Here is a 21,746-nt window from a genome sequence, read left to right as displayed (position 1 = left end):
ATCCACGGCAATGGAAACAAACTTATTAATAGTACCCGGACTGGGAAATTCCGGTGACAAACACTGGCAAACCTTTTGGCATAAAAAATTCGAAAACTCCATTCGTCTGGTTCAGGATAATTGGGATGAACCTGTTCGCGAAGAATGGCTGGCAAGATTAAATGAGGAAATCGCTAAACTCGATCAACCCACTATTCTTGTGGCACATAGTTTAGCTGTTTCATTAGTATTGCATTGGGCTGAATCTAATACTAATAAAAATATTGTTGGAGCCTTATTAGTAGCACCTGCTGATGTTGACTCACCTCAACATACCCCTGAATCTACACGTAATTTTTCACCAATTCCAACTTCAAAATTACCTTTTCCTTCAATTGTAGTGGCGAGTGAAAATGATCCTTATGCATCTTTTGAAAGAAAACAGTTTTTGGCTCAAAAATGGGGAAGCGATTTTGTAAATGTGGGTCAAAAAGGACACATCAACTCTGATTCTGATTTAAAATATTGGGAAGAAGGACAGTTGATTTTACAAAAGTTAATTGAAAAAATAAAATAGTATTCAGTCGCAGTCTCAGTTTTCAGTCTGGAAACTGAGACTGAAGACTAGTTATCCTATTCTAAGTCCATTTTCAATCTTAAAATCAGGAGCCAATAAAATGACGTCTCCCTCCTTTCCTATCGCGCCTAAAACCAGGCATTCACTCATGAACTTTCCGATTTGTTTCTTCGGAAAATTAACTACTGCTATAATTTGTCGGTCTACTAAATCTTCTTTTTTATAATGCACTGTAATTTGTGCCGATGATTTTCTGATTCCAATCTCGGTACCAAAATCAATTGTTAGCTGGTAAGCGGGTTTTCGTGCTTCCGGAAAATCATTTACATCGATTATAGTTCCTACCCGCATTTCAGTTCTTTCAAATTCACTCCAGGTTAAATCCATTTTATCTTAATATAGTTGATTTACAAACCTATTAATTCTGTAATTAATATCCTTAATTCTGTAACCCTTTTTTTTACCTCCAATGCTAAATTTACGAGTAACAAATTGTAAGCTAACTATTAAAAAAACAGAAATGGAAAATACGATACTTAATAGCGACCACTCTATAAAGGATTTTGATTTTGATATCCACGAACAAAACACTGATAAATATATAAGAACAGCCAAAAATGTGCACCTTTATGTAAAAGATTACGGAAAAGGAAAACCTGTCATTTTAATTCACGGCTGGCCACTCTCTAATGAAATGTGGGAATATCAAATGGAATTCCTGGTTCAAAATAATTATAGAGTTATTGCATACGACCGTCGTGGTTTCGGGAAGTCATCGCAACCCTGGGATGGTTATGACTATGATACCTTAGCTGATGATTTAAGTGAAATTATTGAACAGCTGCAATTAGAAAATGCAACACTTGTAGGATTTTCTATGGGAGGTGGAGAAGTAGTTCGTTATTTCAGTCGTCATGGTGGAAAAGGTGTTACAAAAGCCGCTTTAATTTCATCCATAATTCCATTTTTAGCAAAAACGGATGACAATCCGGAAGGGCGTCCAAAAGAAAAAGGAGAAGCCACTGCCGCTGCTATTAGAGAAGACAGAATAGGGTTTCTTGAAAATTTCGGCAAAATATTTTTTGGTGTTACTATTATAAATAAACCTTTGAGTACACCATTATTAGAATATTTTACAAAGCTGTGCTCGGCTGCTTCACCAAGAGCAACCTTAAAATGTGCCGAATCATTAAACAATACAGATTTTAGAGATGAACTTCATACTATAAAAGTTCCTACTTTAATTATTCATGGAGATGAGGACAAAAATGTCCCTATTGAATTGAGTTCAAAAAAGACAGCAGAAGCTATAGCCAACAATACTTTTATTGTTTATGAAGGTGCCCCCCACGGCTTATTTTACACAGCAAAAGATCGTTTAAATGAAGATTTACTGAGTTTTCTAAACTCATAGAAATAATGCCACAGATTTTAAAGATTTTAAAGATTTCCTTATCTAAATAATGGTGAAGCAATCTTCATAACCGGTGAAATCTGTGGCAAAAAATAATTATCCTTGTGGTCTTTCTTTTACAGAATTAAAAGTTATTTTTGAATAACTAATTCTTTAGAAAAAATGGCACAAACTCCTTCAAATATGATTCCGCTTGGAACAATTGCTCCGGACTTTCATCTAAAAGACACCAATTCTAATAATGAATTTTCGTTTGAAGATGTAAAAGGATCAAAAGGAACACTTGTTATTTTTATGTGCAACCATTGCCCTTTTGTACATCATGTTGTCAAAGAAATTATCATGATTGCCAATGATTATCGTGTTCAGGGATTGGGAGTAGTTGCTATATCGAGTAATGATATTGAAAAATATCCTGAAGATTCTCCGGAATTAATGACTGAATTTGCTTTTCAAAACAAAATAGATTTCCCTTATTTATTTGATAAAACTCAAGAAGTTGCCAAAGCTTATGGCGCCGCCTGTACACCAGATTTTTACTTATTTGATAATCAAAACAAATTATTCTACCGAGGTCAATTGGACGATTCCAGACCTGGAAACGGAATTCCTTTAAGCGGAAGCGATCTTCGCAGTGCTATTGATGCTTTGATTTACAACAGAAGTTTGAATGAGCAGCAAAAACCTAGTGTGGGATGCAGTATCAAATGGAAATAGACTAGTTTTTAATTTGGTTTCGTTATCTTTACAATTCTATTACATTCTCATGGTGGTGACTATCTTATTATTTACAGCTTCAATAGTGTTGTTTTCTTTAAAGAGAAAACCAATTGCTGTTATAATTATTTCACACAACAAGGCCTTTATTAATTAGGCCTCCGTCTACTTCATTTTCTTCTTAAGGCGGAGGATTTTTTACCAAAATTTAATCATTATTTTATTTGAAAGATTCACTTCTTTCAAGTGAATAATCGTTTTTCTTTTAACCATATTTTCCAAAAACAAAACATATAAAATTTCAATTTGTACAGCTTTACAAATTGACAATGCCATACTTATAATCAACATTTAATAAATTAGAACATGAAACCAACACCTATTTTCTGTAAAACAGATTATCAACTTTTAAGAGAGCTGATTTTAAAAAGTAAAAACGAAACAAACGCTAAAGAAGCGGCTCTGCTTTCCCAAGAATTAGATCGCGCTATTATTAGCAAAGAAAATATTCTAGACAGTTCAATTATCAGAATCAATTCTTATGTTACCATCGAAGATGTAAAAGCAAACAAGCAAATGAAAATTCAGATTGTTTTACCTTCGGCAGTTAATGTCTCCGAAAGAAAAATATCCATTTTAGCACCTTTAAGCGTAGCAATAATTGGTTTTAAAGAAAACGATCAGATCGATTGGGAATTGCCAGCCGGAATAAAAACGTTAAGAATAATTGCTGTTGATAATTACACTTCAGACAATTCATAATTTTAGAAACACCTCATAATGAAGGTGTTTTTTTATGCCATTTTAAAAACAAAAAAACTATTCAATAAAGGCTTACTGAATAGTTTAATTATAAATATATTTTTCTGATCCTCTTTATAATTGAGAATGTATATAGCTTGTAATTGAAGCCATTTGAGTATCATCTAAATGTGCTTTTTTCTGCATCCTAACTAAAATTGGTGCCCATTCTTCCTGAGTAAATTTCTTTGGCTCATATAACTTGTGGCATTTTGCACAGTTATTTTCATACATACTTTTACCCGCAGCCAATTCAGGAGTTAATTCTACAGCTTTCGCAGTCTCCGTTACAGCTGGTGTAGCCGGTGTAGCCGGTGTAGAAGCTGTTTTTTTTGTACCACACGAAACTGCTAGTAACGTTATAGCGGCTAGTGTTAAGATTTTTGCTTTCATTATTTTGGTTTATTTTTAAGTAAATATAAAAAAATCCCACATGCCGAAACATATGGGATTACTATTTAAAACAATCCTAAATTGCTTAAATTCTTATTTTACCTCCATCAATTCAACATCGAAAATCAAGGTTGCGTTTGGTGGAATTACTCCTCCTGCTCCGGCAGCTCCGTATGCTAAATCAGATGGAATTACAAAACGGGCTTTGTCTCCAACTTGCAATAAAGCAATACCTTCATCCCATCCCTCGATTACCTGACCTTGACCTAATCTAAATTCGATTGGTTTTTTTCTTGGGTAAGAAGAATCAAAAACTTTTCCGCTTTCTAAAGAACCTTCGTAATGAACAGCAACCGTTTTTCCTGCTTCTGCTTTTTTACCATCTCCTTTTTGGATCATTTTGTAACGTAAACCGCTTTCTGTTTTATCAAAACCAGCAGCTAATTGCTCCATTTTTGCCTCAGATTCTGCTTTTAAAGCTGCGTCTCTTTTAAGACGAGCACCTTTTAAACCAACAAAAGCTTCGATAGCATTAAATTTTTCAGCTTCTTCTCCAACTCTGATGATTTCTACGTTGTCAAGATTATCTCCCTGAGCAACAGCATCAACAACATCCTGACCTTCTACAACGTGACCAAAAACAGTATGTTTTCCGTCTAACCAAGAAGTTGGAACGTGTGTAATGTAAAATTGAGAACCATTACTTGCAGGTCCAGAATTAGCCATTGCTAAAACTCCCGGACGATCGTGTTTTAAACTTGGGTGAAATTCATCATCAAATTTATAACCTGGATCTCCAGTTCCAGTTCCTTTAGGACATCCACCCTGGATCATAAAATCAGGAATTACTCTGTGAAAAGTTAATCCGTCATAAAATTTTTGTCCTTGTGGTTTTACTTTATTTTCCATATTTCCTTCTGCAAGAGCTACAAAATTCCCTACGGTTCCTGGTGTTAAGTCGTGTGTCAATTTTACTAAAATCGAACCTTTGCTAGTATTAAATTTAGCGTATATTCCGTTTTCCATTGTTCTTATTTTTAATTTTGAATGCAAATTTACAAATTAATTCGGTATCAATTTGTGCTTTCTATTTTTTAGATTTTGATTTATAAGTAAGTCCGTAAACTGTTAATGCCAATACTGAAAGAACAACACATCCGATAGCTACAGCGTGCCATCCGCCTAATTTCCATAAAAACAATCCATACGCCGATCCTGCAGCAGTTCCTAAAAAGCTAAACGACATAAATACCGTATTTAGTCTGTTTCGCGCTTCCGGAAGCAATGAATAAACTCTGGTTTGATTTGAAATATGAACGCCCTGAATTCCGATGTCAATAAAAACAATTCCAATTGCAATTCCGATGACACTTTCTATTGAAAAATAGAAAATTATAAAACTTAATAATATCAGTAAACAACCATATCCCACAGCAACTCTTGAACCACCTTTATCTCCTAATCTTCCAACCAACGGCGCTGCTAAAGCCCCCGATGCTCCAACAATTCCGAATAAACCAATTGTAGCACTATTAAAACCAAAAGGCTCTCCTGAAAGCAACAAAACCATAGTTGTCCAGAAAGCACCAAACTGTGCGAAACTAAACACATTGATTAGGGTTGCTTCGCGTAAAATAGGTTGCGTTTTTATTAAAGTAAATAAAGATTGAATCAACTGCCCATACGTTCCCTGAAACTGAGGTTTATTAACGGGGAATTTATTCTGAATTACAAAAAAGATCAAAAGACAAATTCCGGCGGCGATATAAAACATCGATCTCCAGCCTAAAACCTGACCAATAAAACCGCTTAAAGTTCGGGAAAGTAATATCCCAACCAATAAACCGCTCATAATGGTTCCGATAACTTTTCCGCGCTGTTCTACAGAACTCAAGGAAGCTGCCAAAGGCAAAATAAGTTGTGGGACAATTGAAGTAATTCCAATCAATAAAGACGCAATTTGCAAAAGAAAAAAGCTTTTCGCTGTCGCTGCTAAGATTAAAGCAATTACAGAAGCAAAAGTGGTTATTAAAATTTGTTTTTTACGCTCCAGTTTATCACCAAGCGGAACCATAAAAAACAAACCAATCGCATATCCCGCCTGAGTCAGATAGGTTATTGTTCCAGCACTGGCTTCAGGAATTTTAAATTCGTTGGCAATTAAAACAATTAAAGGCTGGCAGTAATACAGATTTGCAACTATAAGTCCAGTGCAAGCTGCCATAAATAAGACATTCGTTTTGGATAAATTCATTTTGCAAAAATACCAATCTAATTGTAATCAAAACTTTAAAAAAAGTATAAATTTTTCAACGTTGTCGCCAAATCAGATTGGTATTTTAGAAATTGTATTGACTTTTACTTTTTTATTTTTTCATAAAATCTTCACGAATCGGACTAAATACATCCGTTAACATTCCTTCTTCCAGACAAACAACGCCATGAATTGCGTGCGGCGGAATATAAAAGCTATCGCCTTCTTTTAATGTTTGCGTAACTCCCGAAATCGTAACGTCAAATTTGCCGCTTGAAACATAAGTCACCTGGGTATGATAATGTTCGTGTAAAGTACCAATTCCTCCTTTTTCAAAATGAACATTGACCAACATTACGCGATCATCGTAAGCCAGGATTTTACGTTTGATTCCTTCACCAACCACTTCCCACTGTATATCATCCCCTTTTATAAATTCTTTGCTTGATCCAAAACTCTCCATATTAACTCTATTTAATTATCTTTTTTTATTTCCTGAATACTTTTTAAGTCTTTCTTCATTAACTGCATTCCTTCAGCTAAATTGTTTTCCCTAAAATACTTTTCTAATTCTGTTAATCGTTTTTTATTATCATATTTAAATCCCGAATTTAACTTCCTTTGGCAGAGAGAGCACAATCGAATAACGTGTCTGTCTGTTTCCGGCATGCTATTGGTCCCATTCATCACACAATTCGCATTAATACAATGATGAAGACCAAACATATGCCCTATTTCATGAGAGCATATTTTCAACAATCGATCTAAACATAAATTAAAATCAGCTTCTTGCTGCATTCTATAAATAGAACTTACTGCAATTTTATCTCTGTAAGATGCCAGTCCAAAAACATAGTTCCATTCTGGTTTGGGATACAAATCCTTTTCTGTTATTGCCATTAAAGCAATTCCTTTATGTGTTTTTTCTTCTTTAAGAACATCGGTTAAAATATAACCTGCTAAAAATTGTTCTTGTCCTACATCGCCAATTCGCCTGGCATTATTAGGAATAATATCGTTTGAAACATTTTCTAAAACCTTAGTTTCTAATTGGAAAAAGACCTGCAAATATTGACGGACTAATTCAATTTGCTTGACTTGTACCGAATTAAATTTCCCAATAGGTTTTAAATAAATAATATTCTCTTCTTTGGACGGAACAACATGAGGTGTTTTTATGAACTGCTTAAAACTCTGTCCTTTTTCTTTATGAGAATACAGCCATTCACCAAAAACAGGCTCCCCAAGTTTAACATCATTACTTTTAATGTCTGTAAAATAAGGTTGTGGCGTTAGGTTTTCTTCCGGATTTGGTTGCGGTCTTGGACTTAATTTTTCTTTTTTATCTGATTGACACGAACAAAGAACTACCAAAACCAGCAAAAGAAGTTTCTTCATAAATTATTTTAGATTACTTTTTTCGAAATAAAATCGCAACTTGTTTTAATTGATTCAAAAGAATTTGGAACATAGTTATTCTCTTGTTCAACAAAAAAATGAATCATTCCTGATTGTTTTAGCGCTGCAAAAAAGGGTCTAAAATCAATTGATCCCGATCCAATTTCAGTATTTAAAGCCGGATTAATTTTATCCATGTCTTTAACATGCCACATTTTAAAGCGTCCCGGATTTTCCTTAAATAATTGAAGCGGATCATTGCCTGAACGAACCACCCAATATAAATCCAATTCAAAAGAAACTAAATTCTTATCTGTTTCTTTCAATAAAATCTCATAACCTGTGACACCATCATGTTTCTTAAATTCAAAGTCGTGATTATGATACGCTAGTTTTAAACCTGCATCGGCACATAATTTTCCAACTTCGTTTAAACGAGCAGCAATCTTATGAAAATCATTTCTAAAAGGTTCATCAACCCAGGGAACTGTTAGATATTCGTTTTTTAAAATTTTAGCAGCTTCAATAGCGGCTTTAACTTCTTCTAAATTCCCATCGTATAAAAAACTTCCTAGATTATAATGTCCACTTGGAGCTTTTAAATTATTTGCTTCTAAGATTTTTTTAAGTTCAATTGGGCTCAATCCCCAAAATTGATCTTTTATAGAAAAACCATACGTTTCTACCGTTTTATATCCTGCTTTTGCAACTTTCTCTAAAGTTGATTTTACATCTTTTGGAAGTTCATCTCGCAATGTGTATAACTGCAAACCTATTTCTTTTCTATCCATAGTAAAGGCAAATGAGGGTAAAGCCAAAATTGCAGTTGCAGCCAGGCTTGTGTTTATTATGAAGTTTCTTCTTGTAATCATTTTTTATTTTAAAAAAATCCAAAAGTAAAACTACTCTTTTTATTGAAATGGCATTATATTTCAGTTAAAAATTCCTTTTCGAAATTCATGATGAACTTATTAACAGTAGCTAGTGTTTCATTATTTATAATTTTTCCTTCTTCATTAATTTTTCCACGAACACCTTGAATAAGAAGCAAATTTTCATCTTTAAATTGCGCTTCTAAGGTTTTCATTATCAAAATCAATTGTTCGTGAGCCATTTCTCCGGAAGCAGAAGCAGTAATCAATCCGATTTTCTTTTTTGAGAAGATAGTAGTCGAAACACACCATTCTAGTGCATTTTTTAAACTTCCGGGTAAACTAAAAACATATTCAGGAGTGCAGATTATGATTCCATTGGCCAGAGCAATTTTATCTCTGAAAAAAGTAATCCCCTCCGGTGAATTCTCCGTATCTAAATCGGGATTAAAATGTGGCAATTCTTCTAAATCTTCAAATATTTCGACTTCAAATTCTGTTTTAAGATTTTCCGAAATGTGTTTTAAGATTTTATAATTGCTTGAATTTTTTCTTGTGCTGCCAGTGATGGCGAAGATTTTAATTTTTGAATTTGACATTATCTAGTTTGGAAAAAACTTTAAATTAATTCCTTAAAAATAAACTTTTCATCATAATCAACTTCAAATTTTTCAAGAAAATCAATGTATTCTTCCTTAAAAGTTTTCTTTTTATGATGCAATTCCTGATTTTGAATATAATTAACTACTGCACTTAACTGTGATTTGCTATATGAAAATGCTCCATACCCTTCCTGCCACTCAAAATGACTTTTTGAAATTACTTGTATTAATCCATTTTGAGGAATCTTGTTTGATATTTTTCATCAAATCCGAAATTGATTGCGCTGGTCCAATTCCAATTAAAATATGAACATGGTCTGAAACGCCATTTATAGCTAAAAGTTTGTGATTGTGGTTTTTAATAATTCCAGCAATATATTTAAAAAGTTCTTCTTTCCAATCGTTGCTTATTAGGGCTTGTCTAAATTTTACCGCAAAAACAAAATGAATATGTATTTGAGTATATGTATTTGCCATAATATGTAGTCCCTACGGGACAAGTTTGGGTGGGTATTTTTTCTACCAATATTTTGTTCCTAGCGGAACAGTAAAAAATACCCGTATTATTGTCTTGAATTAATAAAGATGATTTCTAGCAACAAAGACATTGTTTTTTTGTAAGAATATATTTGTTTAATTTTAAAAAACCTATTTCTCCATTTCAAGTAGTACTTAAATATTCCGTTAGGAATTATATGTCGGTAGAAAAAAAAGTGATTTCCAACCCCAAATCGTCACGTAGGGACGATACTATATTTATTTCTTACTTGTATCCGCCTGGAAGTTATCGAAATAAGTGAAATCTTTGGTAATTAATCCATTTTCAATTGTAAAGACAGTACAAATTGGCAATTCTAATTTTGAATTATCGGGCGCCGTTCCTGTTGAAATAAACTCCACAACGATATGATTTTCTCCGGAAGGATAAATTTGAATAATCTTATCGTGCAAATCCGGAAAAATTTTATTTAACTCTGCATATTTATCTTCCGTTTGTTTGCGAGTTTGTTTTACAATTCCTTTTCCAAAAGAAGGATCTTTAAAATCAGCTGTTTCCGTATACATTTCAGCCATTTTTTTCCAATTATGGCTATTAAAATGCTCAAAATATTGTTTTACTATTTTTTCATTTTCTGAAGTATCGCTTTTTTGGGGCTGATTTTGATTACAGGAAACAAGTATAAAGACTGTAACGATAATTATGAATAATTTTCTCATCTTGATTATATTTTTAATTACTAAAAAATAATCTAAAAGTACTAAAATTAGTCAAATATTGTATCAACAAAAAAACTATCAATCTGATTTTAAACAAATTACTTCGCCGTCAATAAATTCATTGTTGACAATTTATCTGAATCCAGCGCTTGTGGCGGATAGTTTTGTTTTTCATTTCTAAAAGAAGAAACTTTTTCACTTTTATCTATATAGATATAGGTGTAGTTCCAATAACTTGAACCTGCCGCTCTTGAGTCGCCCCTATTTGATTCATTGTAAATTTGATCTGCATAAACAAGTATCTCTCCATCTGTGCTATTATCAAAAACTCTTATAGGAGAGCCCCAGGTTTTTATCAAATTTTGTTTTGTTTTCCCAACCCAGTTATCTGCTGTATTTTTTGAAGTGGAACATGCCGATAAAAGAATTATCGTTATCAGAAAGACATAGTTTTTCATAATATTAATATTTATGTTTGGTAGAATTTGAGTGAATTAATTAGATAAGTAATATTACTTAAAGTTAAAAGAGATGTGTTTACACAAAATCATTCTAATGTTATATAATTATTATGTATTTATTTGAAATTAAATCAATTACAAAACACCAAAGACTAACATTCAAAAACATTATTCTGTTTAGTTAATGACCTGAATATTTGATTTTTGTTTTTTAAAATTCTCAATTATTTACTTTGTATCTTTGCGCCCTAGAACTTTTGAAGAAAAAAAATGCGAATTGATATTATTACAATTTTACCAGAATTATTAAAGAGTCCGTTTGAGGCTTCGATTATGAAACGTGCCATTGATAAAGGTTTGGTTGAAGTACATTTTCATAATTTGCGTGATTATACTACCAATAAACAAAAAAGTGTAGATGATTATCCTTTTGGTGGTGGTGCCGGAATGGTAATGACTGTGCAACCTATTGACGATTGCATTACGCATTTAAAAAGCCAACGCGAATACGACGAAATAATTTATATGTCGCCAGATGGAGAAACACTGAACCAAAAAATGGCGAACACTATGTCGATGTATGAAAACATTATCATTTTATGCGGGCATTATAAAGGTGTAGACCAGCGTGTTCGTGATCATTTTATTACCAAAGAAATTTCGATTGGCGATTATGTTTTATCTGGAGGAGAATTAGGAGCTTTGGTTTTATCAGATGCTTTGATCCGATTAATTCCGGGTGTTTTAAGCGATGAAACTTCAGCATTGACAGATAGCTTTCAGGATAATTTACTTTCAGGACCTATATATACAAGACCAGCAGACTACAAAGGATGGAAAGTACCAGAAGTTTTAACAAGCGGTCACTTTGCTAAAATCGATAAGTGGCGTGAAGATATGGCTTATGAGCATACAAAAAACAGACGTCCGGATTTGCTTGAGGAATAGTTTTCAGTCGCAGTCGCAGTTTTCAGTGAATTTGATTGCGGCTAATACTGAGACTGCGACTGAAAACTGCAACTAACATTCTTTTTACCAGCAAGTTAAAATAATTTACAATTCATAATTTATAATTCATAATTATTTTCTACATTTGCACCCGAATTAGACTAACCTCTGGCGAGATCCGTGAATGTTGCTCTATATAAAAACCATAATTACAAGATATCATGGCAGATTTAATGAAATTCGTTCAAACCGAATTAGTTGCTAAAAAAGATTTCCCTGTTTTTGGAGCTGGAGATACTATCACAGTTTTCTACGAAATTAAAGAGGGTGAAAAAACAAGAACTCAGTTTTTTAAAGGAGTTGTTATTCAAAGAAGAGGTTCTGGTAACACAGAAACTTTTACTATTCGTAAAATGTCAGGAGCAGTTGGAGTTGAGCGTATCTTCCCAGTAAACTTGCCAGCTTTACAAAAAATTGAAATCAACAAGAAAGGTGCTGTACGTAGAGCTAGAATTTTCTACTTCAGAGAACTTACTGGTAAAAAAGCTAAGATTAAAGATAAAAGAAGATAATCATTTATCTCTTTGTTATAAAAAACTCGTTTCATATCATTTGAAACGAGTTTTTTTTTATGCCTAATTTTCAAAATATCAAAACCGTAAAATTTTAATACGAAAATCATCGATTTGACAATTTAAAGATTCCAAAATAACAATCTGATAAATCAAGTATTTCTCCTCAAAACTACACCGTTTTCGGACTGATTTTATTATATTTGCTCCGCTCATTTTGAGCCGACTATACCTTTTCCATCGTCATCCTTTGACGATACGATTATAAAAAAAAAAAAAAATGACACAGAATTCAAAAATTTTTTACACCTTAACTGATGAGGCGCCTCTATTAGCGACTTATTCTTTGTTACCAATTGTTCAGGCATTTACTGCTACGGCTGGGATTGCTATTGAAACTAGAGACATTTCGTTAGCAGGTAGAATTTTATCTAATTTTCCTGAGGTTTTAACAGATGCTCAAAAAACGGGAGATGCATTAGCTGAACTTGGTCAATTAGCAACACAACCTGAAGCTAACATTATCAAATTACCAAACGTTTCTGCATCCGTACCGCAATTAAAAGCAGCGATTGCAGAATTACAGTCTCACGGTTACAAAATCCCTGATTTCCCTGAAGAGCCTCAAAATGATGCTGAAAAGGAAATTAAAGCAAAATATTCTAAAGTTTTAGGTTCTGCCGTAAACCCTGTTTTACGTGAAGGAAACTCTGACCGTAGAGCGCCAAGAGCCGTTAAAAACTTTGCAAAGGCAAATCCACACTCAATGGGTGCATGGTCTGCTGACTCAAAAACTAAGGTAGCTTCAATGCCAAGTGGTGATTTTTACGGAAGTGAAAAATCGCTTACTGTTGCAGAAGCTAATGATGTAAAAATCGAATTCGTTGCTAAAGACGGTACAACTACTGTTCTTAAAGCAAGTACTCCTCTTAAAGCTGGCGAAATTATCGACAGTTCTGTTTTAAGTGTGAACAAACTAAAATCTTTTGCAGCTGAAGCAATTGCTGATGCTAAAAAAGAAGGTTTATTGCTTTCTGTTCACTTAAAAGCGACAATGATGAAAGTTTCAGATCCAATTATCTTTGGCGCTATCGTTGAAGTTTATTTTGCTGATCTTTTCAAAAAATACGCAACTTTATTCAATGAATTAAACATTGATACCAGAAATGGTTTAGGTGATATCTACGCAAAAATTGCAGGACGACCTGAACAAGCTGAAGTTGAAGCTGACATTACTAAAGCTATTGAAAACGGACCGGCTTTGGCAATGGTTAATTCTGATAAAGGAATTACAAACTTACACGTTCCTTCAGACGTAATTGTTGATGCTTCTATGCCAGCAATGATCCGTACTTCTGGACAGATGTATAATAAAGAAGGAAAACAACAAGATACAATTGCTATTATTCCGGACCGTTCTTATGCTGGTCTTTATACTGCAACAATCGATTTCTGTAAAAAACACGGTGCTTTTGATCCTAGAACAATGGGAAGTGTTCCTAACGTTGGTTTAATGGCTCAAAAGGCAGAAGAATACGGATCTCATGACAAAACTTTCCAAATAAAAGGAGACGGAGTTGTTCGTGTTGTTGACAACACAGGAACAGTTTTAATGGAGCAAAACGTTGAAGCAAATGACATTTTCAGAATGTGTCAGGCGAAAGACGCTCCAATTCAGGACTGGGTTAAATTGGCTGTAAACAGAGCTCGTTTATCTGATACTCCTGCTGTTTTCTGGTTAGACGAAAACAGAGCACACGACAGAGAATTGATCACAAAAGTTCAAAAATATTTAAAAGATCACAATACAGTAAACTTAGATATCCGTATCTTAAATCCGATTGCTGCAACTGAATTTACTTTAGACAGAATTATCAAAGGTTTAGACACTATCTCTGTAACCGGAAACGTTTTACGTGATTATTTAACTGACTTATTCCCAATTTTAGAATTAGGAACTTCAGCTAAAATGTTATCTATCGTTCCTTTAATGAACGGTGGTGGATTGTTTGAAACTGGTGCCGGAGGTTCTGCTCCTAAACACGTTGAGCAATTTACTGAAGAAGGATATTTACGTTGGGATTCATTAGGAGAGTTTTTAGCTCTTGGTGCTTCACTAGAGCATTTAGGACAAACTTTAGATAATTCTAAAGCTATAATTTTAGCCGAAACACTTGACGAAGCTAATGATAAATTCTTAGCAAACGATAAATCACCAGCTCGTAAAGTAGGTCAGATTGATAACCGTGGATCTCATTTTTACCTTGCATTTTATTGGGCTCAGGCATTAGCTGCTCAAAATAAAGATGCGGAATTGAAAGCTATCTTCACTCCAATTGCAGCTGAATTTGAAGCTAACGAAGCTAAAATCGATGCTGAATTAATTGGAGCGCAGGGAAAACCTCAAACTCTTGGTGGTTATTACCAACCAACTCCTGCATTAGTAAGCAAAGCAATGCGTCCTAGCGAAACATTCAATGCAATTATTGCCAAAATAAAATAAGAAACATTTTGTTATATTTATATTTAAAAGACAACCTTAATGGTTGTCTTTTTTTTATCTTAACTAATGTTTAACAATCGTTACCTATTAATATTTAGTAAGAATTCTTAACTATGTAAATCAAAAAAACGAAGATGATTACAAAGAAAATCAGTATTTTAATTTTTATAATTTTTACGACTTTTACTTCATTTTCGCAGGAAAAATTCACTTTAAGTGGAACTATAACTGACTTTAAAAATAACGAAACCTTAATTGGTGTCAATATTTATATCCCTTCTTTAAAAATAGGAACTACCACAAACGAATACGGTTTTTATTCGCTTACTGCTCCAGCTGGTGAACATCAAATAGAAATTACATATGTTGGATTTCAAACGGTTCAAAAAACGGTTAACTTAAATCAGAATACCAAAATGAATTTCGGGCTGAATGAAGGCGGCGAAGAACTTCAGGAAGTTGTAATTAAAGATAATAAAGGCAAAATTAATATCAAGTCGCCAGAAATGAGTGCCAACAAGCTCTCAATCGCCACTATTAAAAAAATGCCGGTTGTTTTAGGTGAAGTCGATGTTTTAAAATCAATTTTACTACTTCCGGGTGTCACTAATGCAGGTGAAGGTGCTTCCGGATTCAACGTTCGTGGTGGAGGTGCTGATCAGAATTTAATCTTATTAGACGAAGCAACAATATTTAATTCCTCTCACGTTTTTGGTTTCTTCTCCGTTTTTAATCCGGATGCTATTAAAGATTTAAAACTATACAAAGGAGGAATTCCGGCACGTTACGGCGGAAGAGCGTCTTCTGTACTCGATATTTATCAGAAAGATGGCAGCAGTAAGGATTTTCATGTAAATGGAGGAATCGGTTTAATTTCCAGCCGAATTTTGGCTGAAGGTCCAATCGTAAAAGACCGAGGCTCCTTTTTGATTGGAGGAAGAGCTTCTTACGCACATCTATTCTTAAAACTATCAGAAGACAATAAGGACAATTCAGCTTACTTTTATGATTTAAATACCAAACTGAGTTATAAATTAAACGACAATAACAACTTGTATTTATCAGGCTATTTTGGGCGTGATGTTTTCAGTTTAAACAAAAGCTTCACCAATATTTATGGAAACTCAACCCTAAATCTTCGTTGGAACCATTTATTTTCTGAAAAATTATTTTCAAATCTATCTTTAATTTACAGTGATTATTACTATGGTTTAGATTTGGATTTTGTGGGATTCAAATGGGATTCGGGCATCAGAAATTACAATATCAAGTACGATTTCAAACATTATATTTCTGACAAATTCAAACTCAACTATGGTTTAAACGGAATCTATTATGAATTTAATCCCGGAACCATTAAACCGAGTGATCCTGAATCTGGAATTAACCCCGATCAATTAGACAAAAAATACGCTTTCGAACCTTCCGTTTATATTGATGCCGAAAGTCAAATTTCAAAAAAATTCACCATTTCATATGGATTGCGATACAGTTTATTTTATCGTTTAGGAGAATCAACAGTTAATTTATACGAAAACAATAATGCAGTTGTCTTCAATTCTGATTTACAGATTTACGAAAAAGGAACTCCTATTGACACAAAATATTATGGCAAAAACAAAGTTATCAAAAGCTATAATAATTTGGAGCCACGCTTTTCAGCTTCCTATCAACTAAACGATGATCAGGCTATTAAGGCGAGTTACAACCGAATGGCACAATACCTTCAATTGATTTCGAATACCTCATCTCCTACTCCACTTGATGTCTGGATGCCGAGTGATACTTATATTAAACCACAAATTGCAAATCAGGTGGCGCTGGGTTATTTTAGAAATATTAAAAACGGTGCGTACTCTTTAGAAGTCGAAACGTATTATAAAGAAATTCAGAACCGACTGGATTATATTGATGGTGCCGATTTGATTGCAAACAATGCAATCGAGCAAGTAATTCTAAATGGTCAAATGCGTGCTTATGGGTTAGAATTGATGTTCAAAAAAAATGAAGGTCGATTTAATGGCTGGATATCCTACACCTTATCTAAATCAGAACAACAAACACCAGGAAGAACTCCGGAGGAAACAGGAATCAATAATGGACAATGGTATAGTTCGGCATATGATAAAACACACAATTTAGCTATAACATCTGCCTATAATTTGAACGAAAAATGGTCTTTTGGTGCTAACTTTGCATTACAGTCCGGGCAACCAGTTACTTATCCGAACGGGCAATACGAATATTTAGGAATTACGGTGCCGAGTTATGGCTTACGAAATGAGAACCGTTTACCGGCCTACCATCATCTGGATGTTTCAGCAACTTTGACTCCAAGAAAAAACAAAGGCAGAAACTGGAAAGGGGAATGGGTTTTCAGTATTTACAATTTATATAATCGCAAAAATGCAGCTTCAATTAATTTCCGCCAAAATGTAGATACAGGCGAAAATGAAGCAGTAAAAACATCGATTTTCGGAATTGTCCCTGCAGTTAGTTATAATTTTAAATTTTAAAAATCACTTTCTGTCATCAGAAATTAAAAATATACTATGAAAAAAGTAACTTTACTACTTGTATTTTTTATATCGATTTTCTTCACTAGTTGCGAAGAAGTCGTTGATGTCGATTTAGATACCGCCCCACCAAAACTGGTAATTGAAGCCGCAATAAACTGGCAAAAAGGCACAACAGGTAAACAACAGACAATAAAATTAACTACGACAACGGGTTATTTCGAAAACGTGATTCCAACTGTTTCCGGCGCAACTATCTACATAAAAAACAGTCATAATGAAAGGTTTAATTTTATAGAAGTTCCAAAAACAGGCCGATATGTATGTACTAATTTCAAACCTGTAATCGACGAACAATATACGCTGACTATTATTAGTGCCGGAAATACCTATACTGCAAACGAAACTCTAAAATCTGTTGCTCCTATTACCAGAATCGAACAAAATAACGAAGGTGGTTTTACAGGGAAAGATATTGAAATAAAAGCTTTTTATAATGATCCCGGAGATGTAGAAAATTTTTATTTGTATAAACATGTATATTCCAATAAAATCAAATCGACCTACTATGTTGATGATGACGAATTTTTTAATGGAAACGAATTTTTTAGTCTTTCAGATGATGATGAATTAAAAGTTGGTGATGAAATTGAAATAACACATTTCGGAATTTCGAAACAATATTACAATTACATGAATATTTTGGTAAGCATTGCAGGAAGTAATGTTGGAGGCCCGTTTCAATCTCCTCCTGCAACTGTAAAAGGAAATATTATTAATACAACAGATAAAAACAATTATCCTTTAGGCTATTTCTCGCTTTGTGAAACTGATTTAAAAAAATATACCATCAAATAATAAAATAAAAATGGAAGCCCGTATTGAAAACTTAACCGAAAAAAAATTGCTTGGCAAACACCTTGACATGTCTTTTATTGAAAATAAAACTTTTCAGTTATGGAGCAGTTTTATGCCGAGAAGAAAGGAAATCAAAAATTCACTCGATTCCAATTTGTACTCGCTCGAAGTTTTTCCCGCCGGACATTTTGATAATTTCGACCCAAATAATACATTCCAAAAATGGGCAGCTGTTGAAGTTTCAGATTTTGAAAATATTCCATCCGAAATGGAAACATTAGTGATTCCAAACGGTTTGTACGCCGTTTTTCTTCATAAGGGTCCTGCAACCGAGGCTTACCAAACCTACCACTCTATTTTTACGGAATGGTTGCCCAATTCTGAATACACTGTAGACGACAGACCACATTTTGCAGTAATGGATGAAAGATATAAAAAAGACGATCCCAATTCTGAAGAAGAAATCTGGATACCTATAAAACATAGACCTTAAAAAAAAACGCCATGCTAACCGAAACGCTAAAATCACTTTTTAACCGGGATCTTAATAAACTAAAACTTGAAATAGAATCATATCCAAACGAAAGTCAAATTTGGTCTATTGATAAAAGTATTTCAAATTCAGCCGGAAATCTTTGTTTACACCTCATTGGAAACATCAATAATTTTATTGGAACCGAACTCGGAAAAACAGGTTATGTTCGAAATCGTCCTTTAGAATTTTCGTTAAAAGATGTTCCAAGATCTGAAATAATCACCAAAATCGACGAAACAATTGTAGTAGTAAATAATACTCTTGATTCTTTGACTGAAGCCGATTTACAAGCCATTTATCCACAAATCGTTTTCGAAAAGGAGATGACAACCGAATTCTTTTTGGTGCATTTGGCTACTCATTTAGCATATCATCTGGGCCAAATCAATTATCACAGACGTCTTATTTAATTTTACATTATTGATTCTAGATTTTAAATTCTTCAAAAATCTAAAATCTGAAGTCTAAAATCTTAAATCTTTACTTCGTACATTTGCATCACAAAAAAATTCAGCATGTCATCACACCATATAGTTCGCGACGATCAGGAACCCGCTTTAATTATTGCCAATGGAGCAGCCTGTAATCCTGAACTGCTAGGACAATTGCTCGAATGGTCTCCTCTTGTTGTGGTTTTAGATTCGGCCATAGAAAGAGTTATTGAATTAGATATAAAAGTTGATGTTCTTTTAGGAGATTTCGATCGCGGTTTCGATCCGGAAATCTACAAAACTTCACAATATCCAATCGAAATTGTACACACACCAGACCAGGATAAAACTGATTTGGAAAAAGCTTTCGATTATTTGATTGAAAGAAAAATTCCGGCAGTAAACGTTGTTTGGGCTACCGGAAAACGTGCCGATCATACTATTACCAATCTTACCAATATTGTTCGTTATCGCGATTTGCTTAAAATTGTAATTCTGGACGATCATTCGAAAATATTTTTACTACCCAATAAATTCGAGAAATGGTACACTGCAAAAACACCTATTTCATTGATTCCAATTGGCGTTGTAAACGGAATTTATTCAACCAATTTAGAGTATCCACTTCAAAATGATACGCTTACCATGGGCTATAGAACCGGAAGCAGTAATTCTGTTGCACAAGACGGACTTGTAATTATTACGCACCAAAATGGCGATTTATTGTTGATGGAGTGTATTGATTAAAATTGTCCTCCTAAGAATACCCATTACTTCGAAAGAAAAAATTTTTTGATTGATACCAGTAGACTTGATAATTTACTTAACAAAGAAAAAAATACCTGCTATGTTTAGAGCGGAAGATATTTTCAATTCTGATACCAACTTTCAATAGAAAACCGAGATCAATACTGCTTAAAATTATAACTATTTTCTTACTTTAGTAATTAAATTAGATAGCTATGACGTGGAAAGCCAAAATGATTATTCATAAAAAAGAAAAAAGAATTGCAGTATATTTCGAAAAAAATGCAGAATTAATAGCTCGAAAAAAAAAAGCTTACAGGTTCTCGGTGGAGTCAAACTTTGGGAGTTTGGCATCTCCCGGACACAGTTGAAAATAGGGCGCGATTTCAGTTGGTTCCTCTTTCTCATTCTTTACCGTCGGCAGAGGGAATTGAACAGATAAAAAAGTACATACAATGGCTTTCTTCTAAAAGATACAGCCCTAACACTATCAAAACGTATTCTGAAGCTTTGAAATCTTTTTTGATTTTTTATCGGGAAAAACACATCACCGAAATCTCTAATGAAGATGTGATTATCTACAATAACGAGTTTATATTAAAAAATAATCTTTCGGATTCCTATCAAAACCAAATTGTTAATGCTATCAAATTATACTTTACAACCATTCGAGAAACAAAGATTGAAATTGATAAAATACATCGTCCAAAGAGATCTAAGCTATTGCCTAACGTTTTAAGTAAAGAGGAAGTGAAATTGATTTTGAATGCGCATAACAACATCAAACACAGAATGATGCTAAGTTTGATTTATAGCTGTGGTTTACGCTGTGGTGAATTACTTGCCCTTCGACCCGTTCATATCGATTCTAAAAGAAATATTGTATTGCTTAAAAACTCCAAAGGAAAGAAAGATAGAATTACTCCTTTATCTCCTAAAATTTTAGAAATGCTTAGGGAATATTATATTTTATTTAAACCCACAATCTATTTGTTTGAAGGTGCAAATCCTGGTGAGCCCTATTCAGAAAAAAGTTTGCAAAGTGTATTAAAACAAGCACTTAAAAAAGTTGGCATAACAAAACCTGTGACTTTACATTGGTTGCGCCATAGTTACGCTACACATTTACTTGAAAGTGGAACTGATTTAAGATATATTCAAGAATTATTAGGTCATCAAAGCAGCAAGACCACCGAAATTTACACTCATGTTAGTACGAAAAGTATTCAGCAAATAAAAAGTCCGTTTGATAATTTATGAAATAAAAATCCTATTTTTGAAAATAACTAAATACTGACAGTTGTCAGACATAGCGACCCAATTTAGGGTAGATAAGTCGGATATCGTCAGGCATATATACAAGTTACCTGCTAGTTTACATCAAAGTTCTGCTAAAAAGAAAATTGAAAAATATGTTTAAATCACACGAATTATACTTGATAAATAACCTTCTGAATAAAATTAAATACTCGGAATTTGATACTTCAGAATTGAATGAATTTGCAAACAGTCCAATAACTAATGAAATTTTAGAAAAACTGAAAATTTATTTTGAAGAAAAAACAGCAGGAACACATTTAGCTAAAAACATTCGAAAAAGTTGTTTTGAATTGGATAATCAAATTGGAATAGTTATTCAAAATAGAATTAAAAATATGGACGATAATACTTTTGAAGTAATTTCTAAATGGGACAATTCTGAAGTAGAACAATTTGCATTAGAAATAATTGGACCAATGGATTTTGAAAAAATAGAACTAAATAAATTGACGATATTTATAACCGAAATTGCTAAAGAAAAAACCAGCAGGTAACAGCTACTACAACGGATTTGGGCAATTTGCTTAATGGAAAGTTGGTTTTGTATTTGGGATGATTTGGCAAATCCGAAGAATGGGCTTAATTTAGTCCCAAACCCGCTGTAGTATCGGAACGTCAGGCTGTGAAAAA

Annotated in this window: 24 protein-coding genes and 1 pseudogene; 14 read left to right on the top strand and 11 right to left on the bottom strand. The window is 33.5% G+C overall.

The genetic code is table 11. The features are described from left to right. Positions 1-10 precede the first annotated feature (10 nt). Complete coding sequence (locus tag B0A65_RS18385) at positions 11-556, top strand: RBBP9/YdeN family alpha/beta hydrolase (protein WP_074656455.1); 546 nt, start codon at positions 11-13, stop codon at positions 554-556. Positions 557-607: 51 nt separating this feature from the next. Here the strand turns inward: B0A65_RS18385 and B0A65_RS18380 are convergent, their stop codons facing one another. Continuing rightward, positions 608-943, bottom strand: a complete 336-nt coding sequence (locus B0A65_RS18380; RefSeq protein ID WP_074656454.1) for a tRNA-binding protein — start codon at positions 941-943, stop codon at positions 608-610. Between the two features lie 133 nt (positions 944-1,076). On the opposite strand from B0A65_RS18380, the gene B0A65_RS18375 reads away from it, so the two are divergent. The 3 genes from B0A65_RS18375 to B0A65_RS18365 all read left to right on the top strand — a co-directional run bounded on the left by B0A65_RS18375 (position 1,077) and on the right by B0A65_RS18365 (position 3,449). Then, positions 1,077-1,970, top strand: coding sequence for an alpha/beta fold hydrolase (locus tag B0A65_RS18375; protein WP_074658257.1), 894 nt, complete (start codon positions 1,077-1,079; stop codon positions 1,968-1,970). 162 nt (positions 1,971-2,132) lie between these two features. Continuing rightward, on the top strand, positions 2,133-2,687 hold the full coding sequence (locus tag B0A65_RS18370; protein ID WP_074656451.1) for a thioredoxin family protein: 555 nt from the start codon (positions 2,133-2,135) through the stop codon (positions 2,685-2,687). 366 nt (positions 2,688-3,053) lie between these two features. Then, positions 3,054-3,449 (top strand): GreA/GreB family elongation factor, encoded by a 396-nt coding sequence (locus B0A65_RS18365; RefSeq protein ID WP_074656449.1) that lies wholly within the window; start codon positions 3,054-3,056, stop codon positions 3,447-3,449. Positions 3,450-3,563: 114 nt separating this feature from the next. Here B0A65_RS18365 and B0A65_RS18360 read toward each other — a convergent pair whose 3' ends face one another. The 10 genes and pseudogenes from B0A65_RS18360 to B0A65_RS18315 form a co-directional block, all read right to left on the bottom strand. Next, positions 3,564-3,881, bottom strand: a complete 318-nt coding sequence (locus B0A65_RS18360; RefSeq protein WP_074656447.1) for a cytochrome C — start codon at positions 3,879-3,881, stop codon at positions 3,564-3,566. Positions 3,882-3,974: 93 nt separating this feature from the next. Next, on the bottom strand, positions 3,975-4,907 hold the full coding sequence (locus B0A65_RS18355; protein ID WP_074656444.1) for a peptidylprolyl isomerase: 933 nt from the start codon (positions 4,905-4,907) through the stop codon (positions 3,975-3,977). A 61-nt stretch (positions 4,908-4,968) separates the two neighbouring features. Continuing rightward, positions 4,969-6,105 carry an MFS transporter gene (locus B0A65_RS18350; protein WP_242670312.1) on the bottom strand — a complete coding sequence of 379 codons (1,137 nt, stop codon included), beginning with the start codon at positions 6,103-6,105 and terminating at the stop codon, positions 4,969-4,971. Positions 6,106-6,247: 142 nt separating this feature from the next. Beyond that, positions 6,248-6,598 carry a cupin domain-containing protein gene (locus B0A65_RS18345; RefSeq protein WP_074656438.1) on the bottom strand — a complete coding sequence of 117 codons (351 nt, stop codon included), beginning with the start codon at positions 6,596-6,598 and terminating at the stop codon, positions 6,248-6,250. Between the two features lie 11 nt (positions 6,599-6,609). Then, a complete protein-coding gene (locus tag B0A65_RS18340) occupies positions 6,610-7,533 on the bottom strand; it encodes an archaemetzincin family Zn-dependent metalloprotease (protein WP_074656435.1) in 924 nt (307 codons plus the stop codon). 8 nt (positions 7,534-7,541) lie between these two features. Beyond that, complete coding sequence (locus B0A65_RS18335) at positions 7,542-8,405, bottom strand: sugar phosphate isomerase/epimerase family protein (protein ID WP_074656431.1); 864 nt, start codon at positions 8,403-8,405, stop codon at positions 7,542-7,544. Positions 8,406-8,458: 53 nt separating this feature from the next. Then, a complete protein-coding gene (locus tag B0A65_RS18330; protein ID WP_074656428.1) occupies positions 8,459-9,004 on the bottom strand; it encodes an NADPH-dependent FMN reductase in 546 nt (181 codons plus the stop codon). Between the two features lie 20 nt (positions 9,005-9,024). Next, positions 9,025-9,484 (bottom strand): annotated as a pseudogene (gene tnpA, locus B0A65_RS18325) (IS200/IS605 family transposase). A 279-nt stretch (positions 9,485-9,763) separates the two neighbouring features. Further along, positions 9,764-10,225, bottom strand: a complete 462-nt coding sequence (locus B0A65_RS18320) for a nuclear transport factor 2 family protein (protein ID WP_074656425.1) — start codon at positions 10,223-10,225, stop codon at positions 9,764-9,766. Between the two features lie 98 nt (positions 10,226-10,323). Continuing rightward, positions 10,324-10,683, bottom strand: coding sequence for a hypothetical protein (locus B0A65_RS18315; RefSeq protein WP_074656422.1), 360 nt, complete (start codon positions 10,681-10,683; stop codon positions 10,324-10,326). 273 nt (positions 10,684-10,956) lie between these two features. Between B0A65_RS18315 and trmD the strand changes: the two genes are divergently transcribed. From trmD to B0A65_RS18265, 10 genes are all read left to right on the top strand, one after another. Then, positions 10,957-11,634, top strand: a complete 678-nt coding sequence (gene trmD / locus B0A65_RS18310) for a tRNA (guanosine(37)-N1)-methyltransferase TrmD (RefSeq protein WP_074656418.1) — start codon at positions 10,957-10,959, stop codon at positions 11,632-11,634. A gap of 221 nt (positions 11,635-11,855) precedes the next feature. Further along, positions 11,856-12,206 carry a 50S ribosomal protein L19 gene (gene rplS / locus B0A65_RS18305; protein ID WP_072975836.1) on the top strand — a complete coding sequence of 117 codons (351 nt, stop codon included), beginning with the start codon at positions 11,856-11,858 and terminating at the stop codon, positions 12,204-12,206. Between the two features lie 280 nt (positions 12,207-12,486). Then, positions 12,487-14,709, top strand: coding sequence for an NADP-dependent isocitrate dehydrogenase (locus B0A65_RS18300; protein ID WP_074656415.1), 2,223 nt, complete (start codon positions 12,487-12,489; stop codon positions 14,707-14,709). A gap of 134 nt (positions 14,710-14,843) precedes the next feature. Next, the gene (locus tag B0A65_RS18295) at positions 14,844-17,225 is read left to right on the top strand and encodes a TonB-dependent receptor (protein ID WP_074656411.1); all 2,382 of its coding nucleotides are present in this window, start codon (positions 14,844-14,846) and stop codon (positions 17,223-17,225) included. A gap of 36 nt (positions 17,226-17,261) precedes the next feature. After that, on the top strand, positions 17,262-18,083 hold the full coding sequence (locus B0A65_RS18290; protein ID WP_074656407.1) for a DUF4249 domain-containing protein: 822 nt from the start codon (positions 17,262-17,264) through the stop codon (positions 18,081-18,083). A gap of 10 nt (positions 18,084-18,093) precedes the next feature. Beyond that, positions 18,094-18,576 (top strand): GyrI-like domain-containing protein, encoded by a 483-nt coding sequence (locus B0A65_RS18285; RefSeq protein WP_074656403.1) that lies wholly within the window; start codon positions 18,094-18,096, stop codon positions 18,574-18,576. Between the two features lie 11 nt (positions 18,577-18,587). Further along, complete coding sequence (locus tag B0A65_RS18280; protein WP_074656401.1) at positions 18,588-19,028, top strand: DinB family protein; 441 nt, start codon at positions 18,588-18,590, stop codon at positions 19,026-19,028. 105 nt (positions 19,029-19,133) lie between these two features. Continuing rightward, entirely contained in the window at positions 19,134-19,796 is a 663-nt protein-coding gene (locus B0A65_RS18275) for a thiamine diphosphokinase (RefSeq protein ID WP_074656399.1), read from the top strand. Between the two features lie 339 nt (positions 19,797-20,135). Further along, positions 20,136-21,056, top strand: a complete 921-nt coding sequence (locus B0A65_RS18270) for a tyrosine-type recombinase/integrase (protein ID WP_242670311.1) — start codon at positions 20,136-20,138, stop codon at positions 21,054-21,056. Positions 21,057-21,208: 152 nt separating this feature from the next. Continuing rightward, positions 21,209-21,610, top strand: coding sequence for a hypothetical protein (locus B0A65_RS18265; protein WP_074656397.1), 402 nt, complete (start codon positions 21,209-21,211; stop codon positions 21,608-21,610). The last annotated feature ends 136 nt before the right edge of the window (positions 21,611-21,746 follow it).

Source organism: Flavobacterium frigidimaris (assembly GCF_002217275.1).
GTDB classification, from domain to species: Bacteria; Bacteroidota; Bacteroidia; order Flavobacteriales; family Flavobacteriaceae; genus Flavobacterium; species Flavobacterium aquidurense.
This window is presented reverse-complemented; position numbering and strand designations above follow the sequence as displayed.

Excerpts from the sequence above, each read along its gene's own strand:
- B0A65_RS18385 (WP_074656455.1), top strand. The coding sequence starts at position 11 with ATGGAAACAAACTTATTAATAGTACCCGGACTGGGAAATTCCGGTGAC.
- B0A65_RS18380 (WP_074656454.1), bottom strand. The coding sequence starts at position 943 with ATGGATTTAACCTGGAGTGAATTTGAAAGAACTGAAATGCGGGTAGGA.
- B0A65_RS18375 (WP_074658257.1), top strand. The coding sequence starts at position 1,077 with ATGGAAAATACGATACTTAATAGCGACCACTCTATAAAGGATTTTGAT.
- B0A65_RS18370 (WP_074656451.1), top strand. The coding sequence starts at position 2,133 with ATGGCACAAACTCCTTCAAATATGATTCCGCTTGGAACAATTGCTCCG.
- B0A65_RS18365 (WP_074656449.1), top strand. The coding sequence starts at position 3,054 with ATGAAACCAACACCTATTTTCTGTAAAACAGATTATCAACTTTTAAGA.
- B0A65_RS18360 (WP_074656447.1), bottom strand. The coding sequence starts at position 3,881 with ATGAAAGCAAAAATCTTAACACTAGCCGCTATAACGTTACTAGCAGTT.
- B0A65_RS18355 (WP_074656444.1), bottom strand. The coding sequence starts at position 4,907 with ATGGAAAACGGAATATACGCTAAATTTAATACTAGCAAAGGTTCGATT.
- B0A65_RS18350 (WP_242670312.1), bottom strand. The coding sequence starts at position 6,105 with ATGGCAGCTTGCACTGGACTTATAGTTGCAAATCTGTATTACTGCCAG.
- B0A65_RS18345 (WP_074656438.1), bottom strand. The coding sequence starts at position 6,598 with ATGGAGAGTTTTGGATCAAGCAAAGAATTTATAAAAGGGGATGATATA.
- B0A65_RS18340 (WP_074656435.1), bottom strand. The coding sequence starts at position 7,533 with ATGAAGAAACTTCTTTTGCTGGTTTTGGTAGTTCTTTGTTCGTGTCAA.
- B0A65_RS18335 (WP_074656431.1), bottom strand. The coding sequence starts at position 8,405 with ATGATTACAAGAAGAAACTTCATAATAAACACAAGCCTGGCTGCAACT.
- B0A65_RS18330 (WP_074656428.1), bottom strand. The coding sequence starts at position 9,004 with ATGTCAAATTCAAAAATTAAAATCTTCGCCATCACTGGCAGCACAAGA.
- B0A65_RS18320 (WP_074656425.1), bottom strand. The coding sequence starts at position 10,225 with ATGAGAAAATTATTCATAATTATCGTTACAGTCTTTATACTTGTTTCC.
- B0A65_RS18315 (WP_074656422.1), bottom strand. The coding sequence starts at position 10,683 with ATGAAAAACTATGTCTTTCTGATAACGATAATTCTTTTATCGGCATGT.
- trmD (WP_074656418.1), top strand. The coding sequence starts at position 10,957 with ATGCGAATTGATATTATTACAATTTTACCAGAATTATTAAAGAGTCCG.
- rplS (WP_072975836.1), top strand. The coding sequence starts at position 11,856 with ATGGCAGATTTAATGAAATTCGTTCAAACCGAATTAGTTGCTAAAAAA.
- B0A65_RS18300 (WP_074656415.1), top strand. The coding sequence starts at position 12,487 with ATGACACAGAATTCAAAAATTTTTTACACCTTAACTGATGAGGCGCCT.
- B0A65_RS18295 (WP_074656411.1), top strand. The coding sequence starts at position 14,844 with ATGATTACAAAGAAAATCAGTATTTTAATTTTTATAATTTTTACGACT.
- B0A65_RS18290 (WP_074656407.1), top strand. The coding sequence starts at position 17,262 with ATGAAAAAAGTAACTTTACTACTTGTATTTTTTATATCGATTTTCTTC.
- B0A65_RS18285 (WP_074656403.1), top strand. The coding sequence starts at position 18,094 with ATGGAAGCCCGTATTGAAAACTTAACCGAAAAAAAATTGCTTGGCAAA.
- B0A65_RS18280 (WP_074656401.1), top strand. The coding sequence starts at position 18,588 with ATGCTAACCGAAACGCTAAAATCACTTTTTAACCGGGATCTTAATAAA.
- B0A65_RS18275 (WP_074656399.1), top strand. The coding sequence starts at position 19,134 with ATGTCATCACACCATATAGTTCGCGACGATCAGGAACCCGCTTTAATT.
- B0A65_RS18265 (WP_074656397.1), top strand. The coding sequence starts at position 21,209 with ATGTTTAAATCACACGAATTATACTTGATAAATAACCTTCTGAATAAA.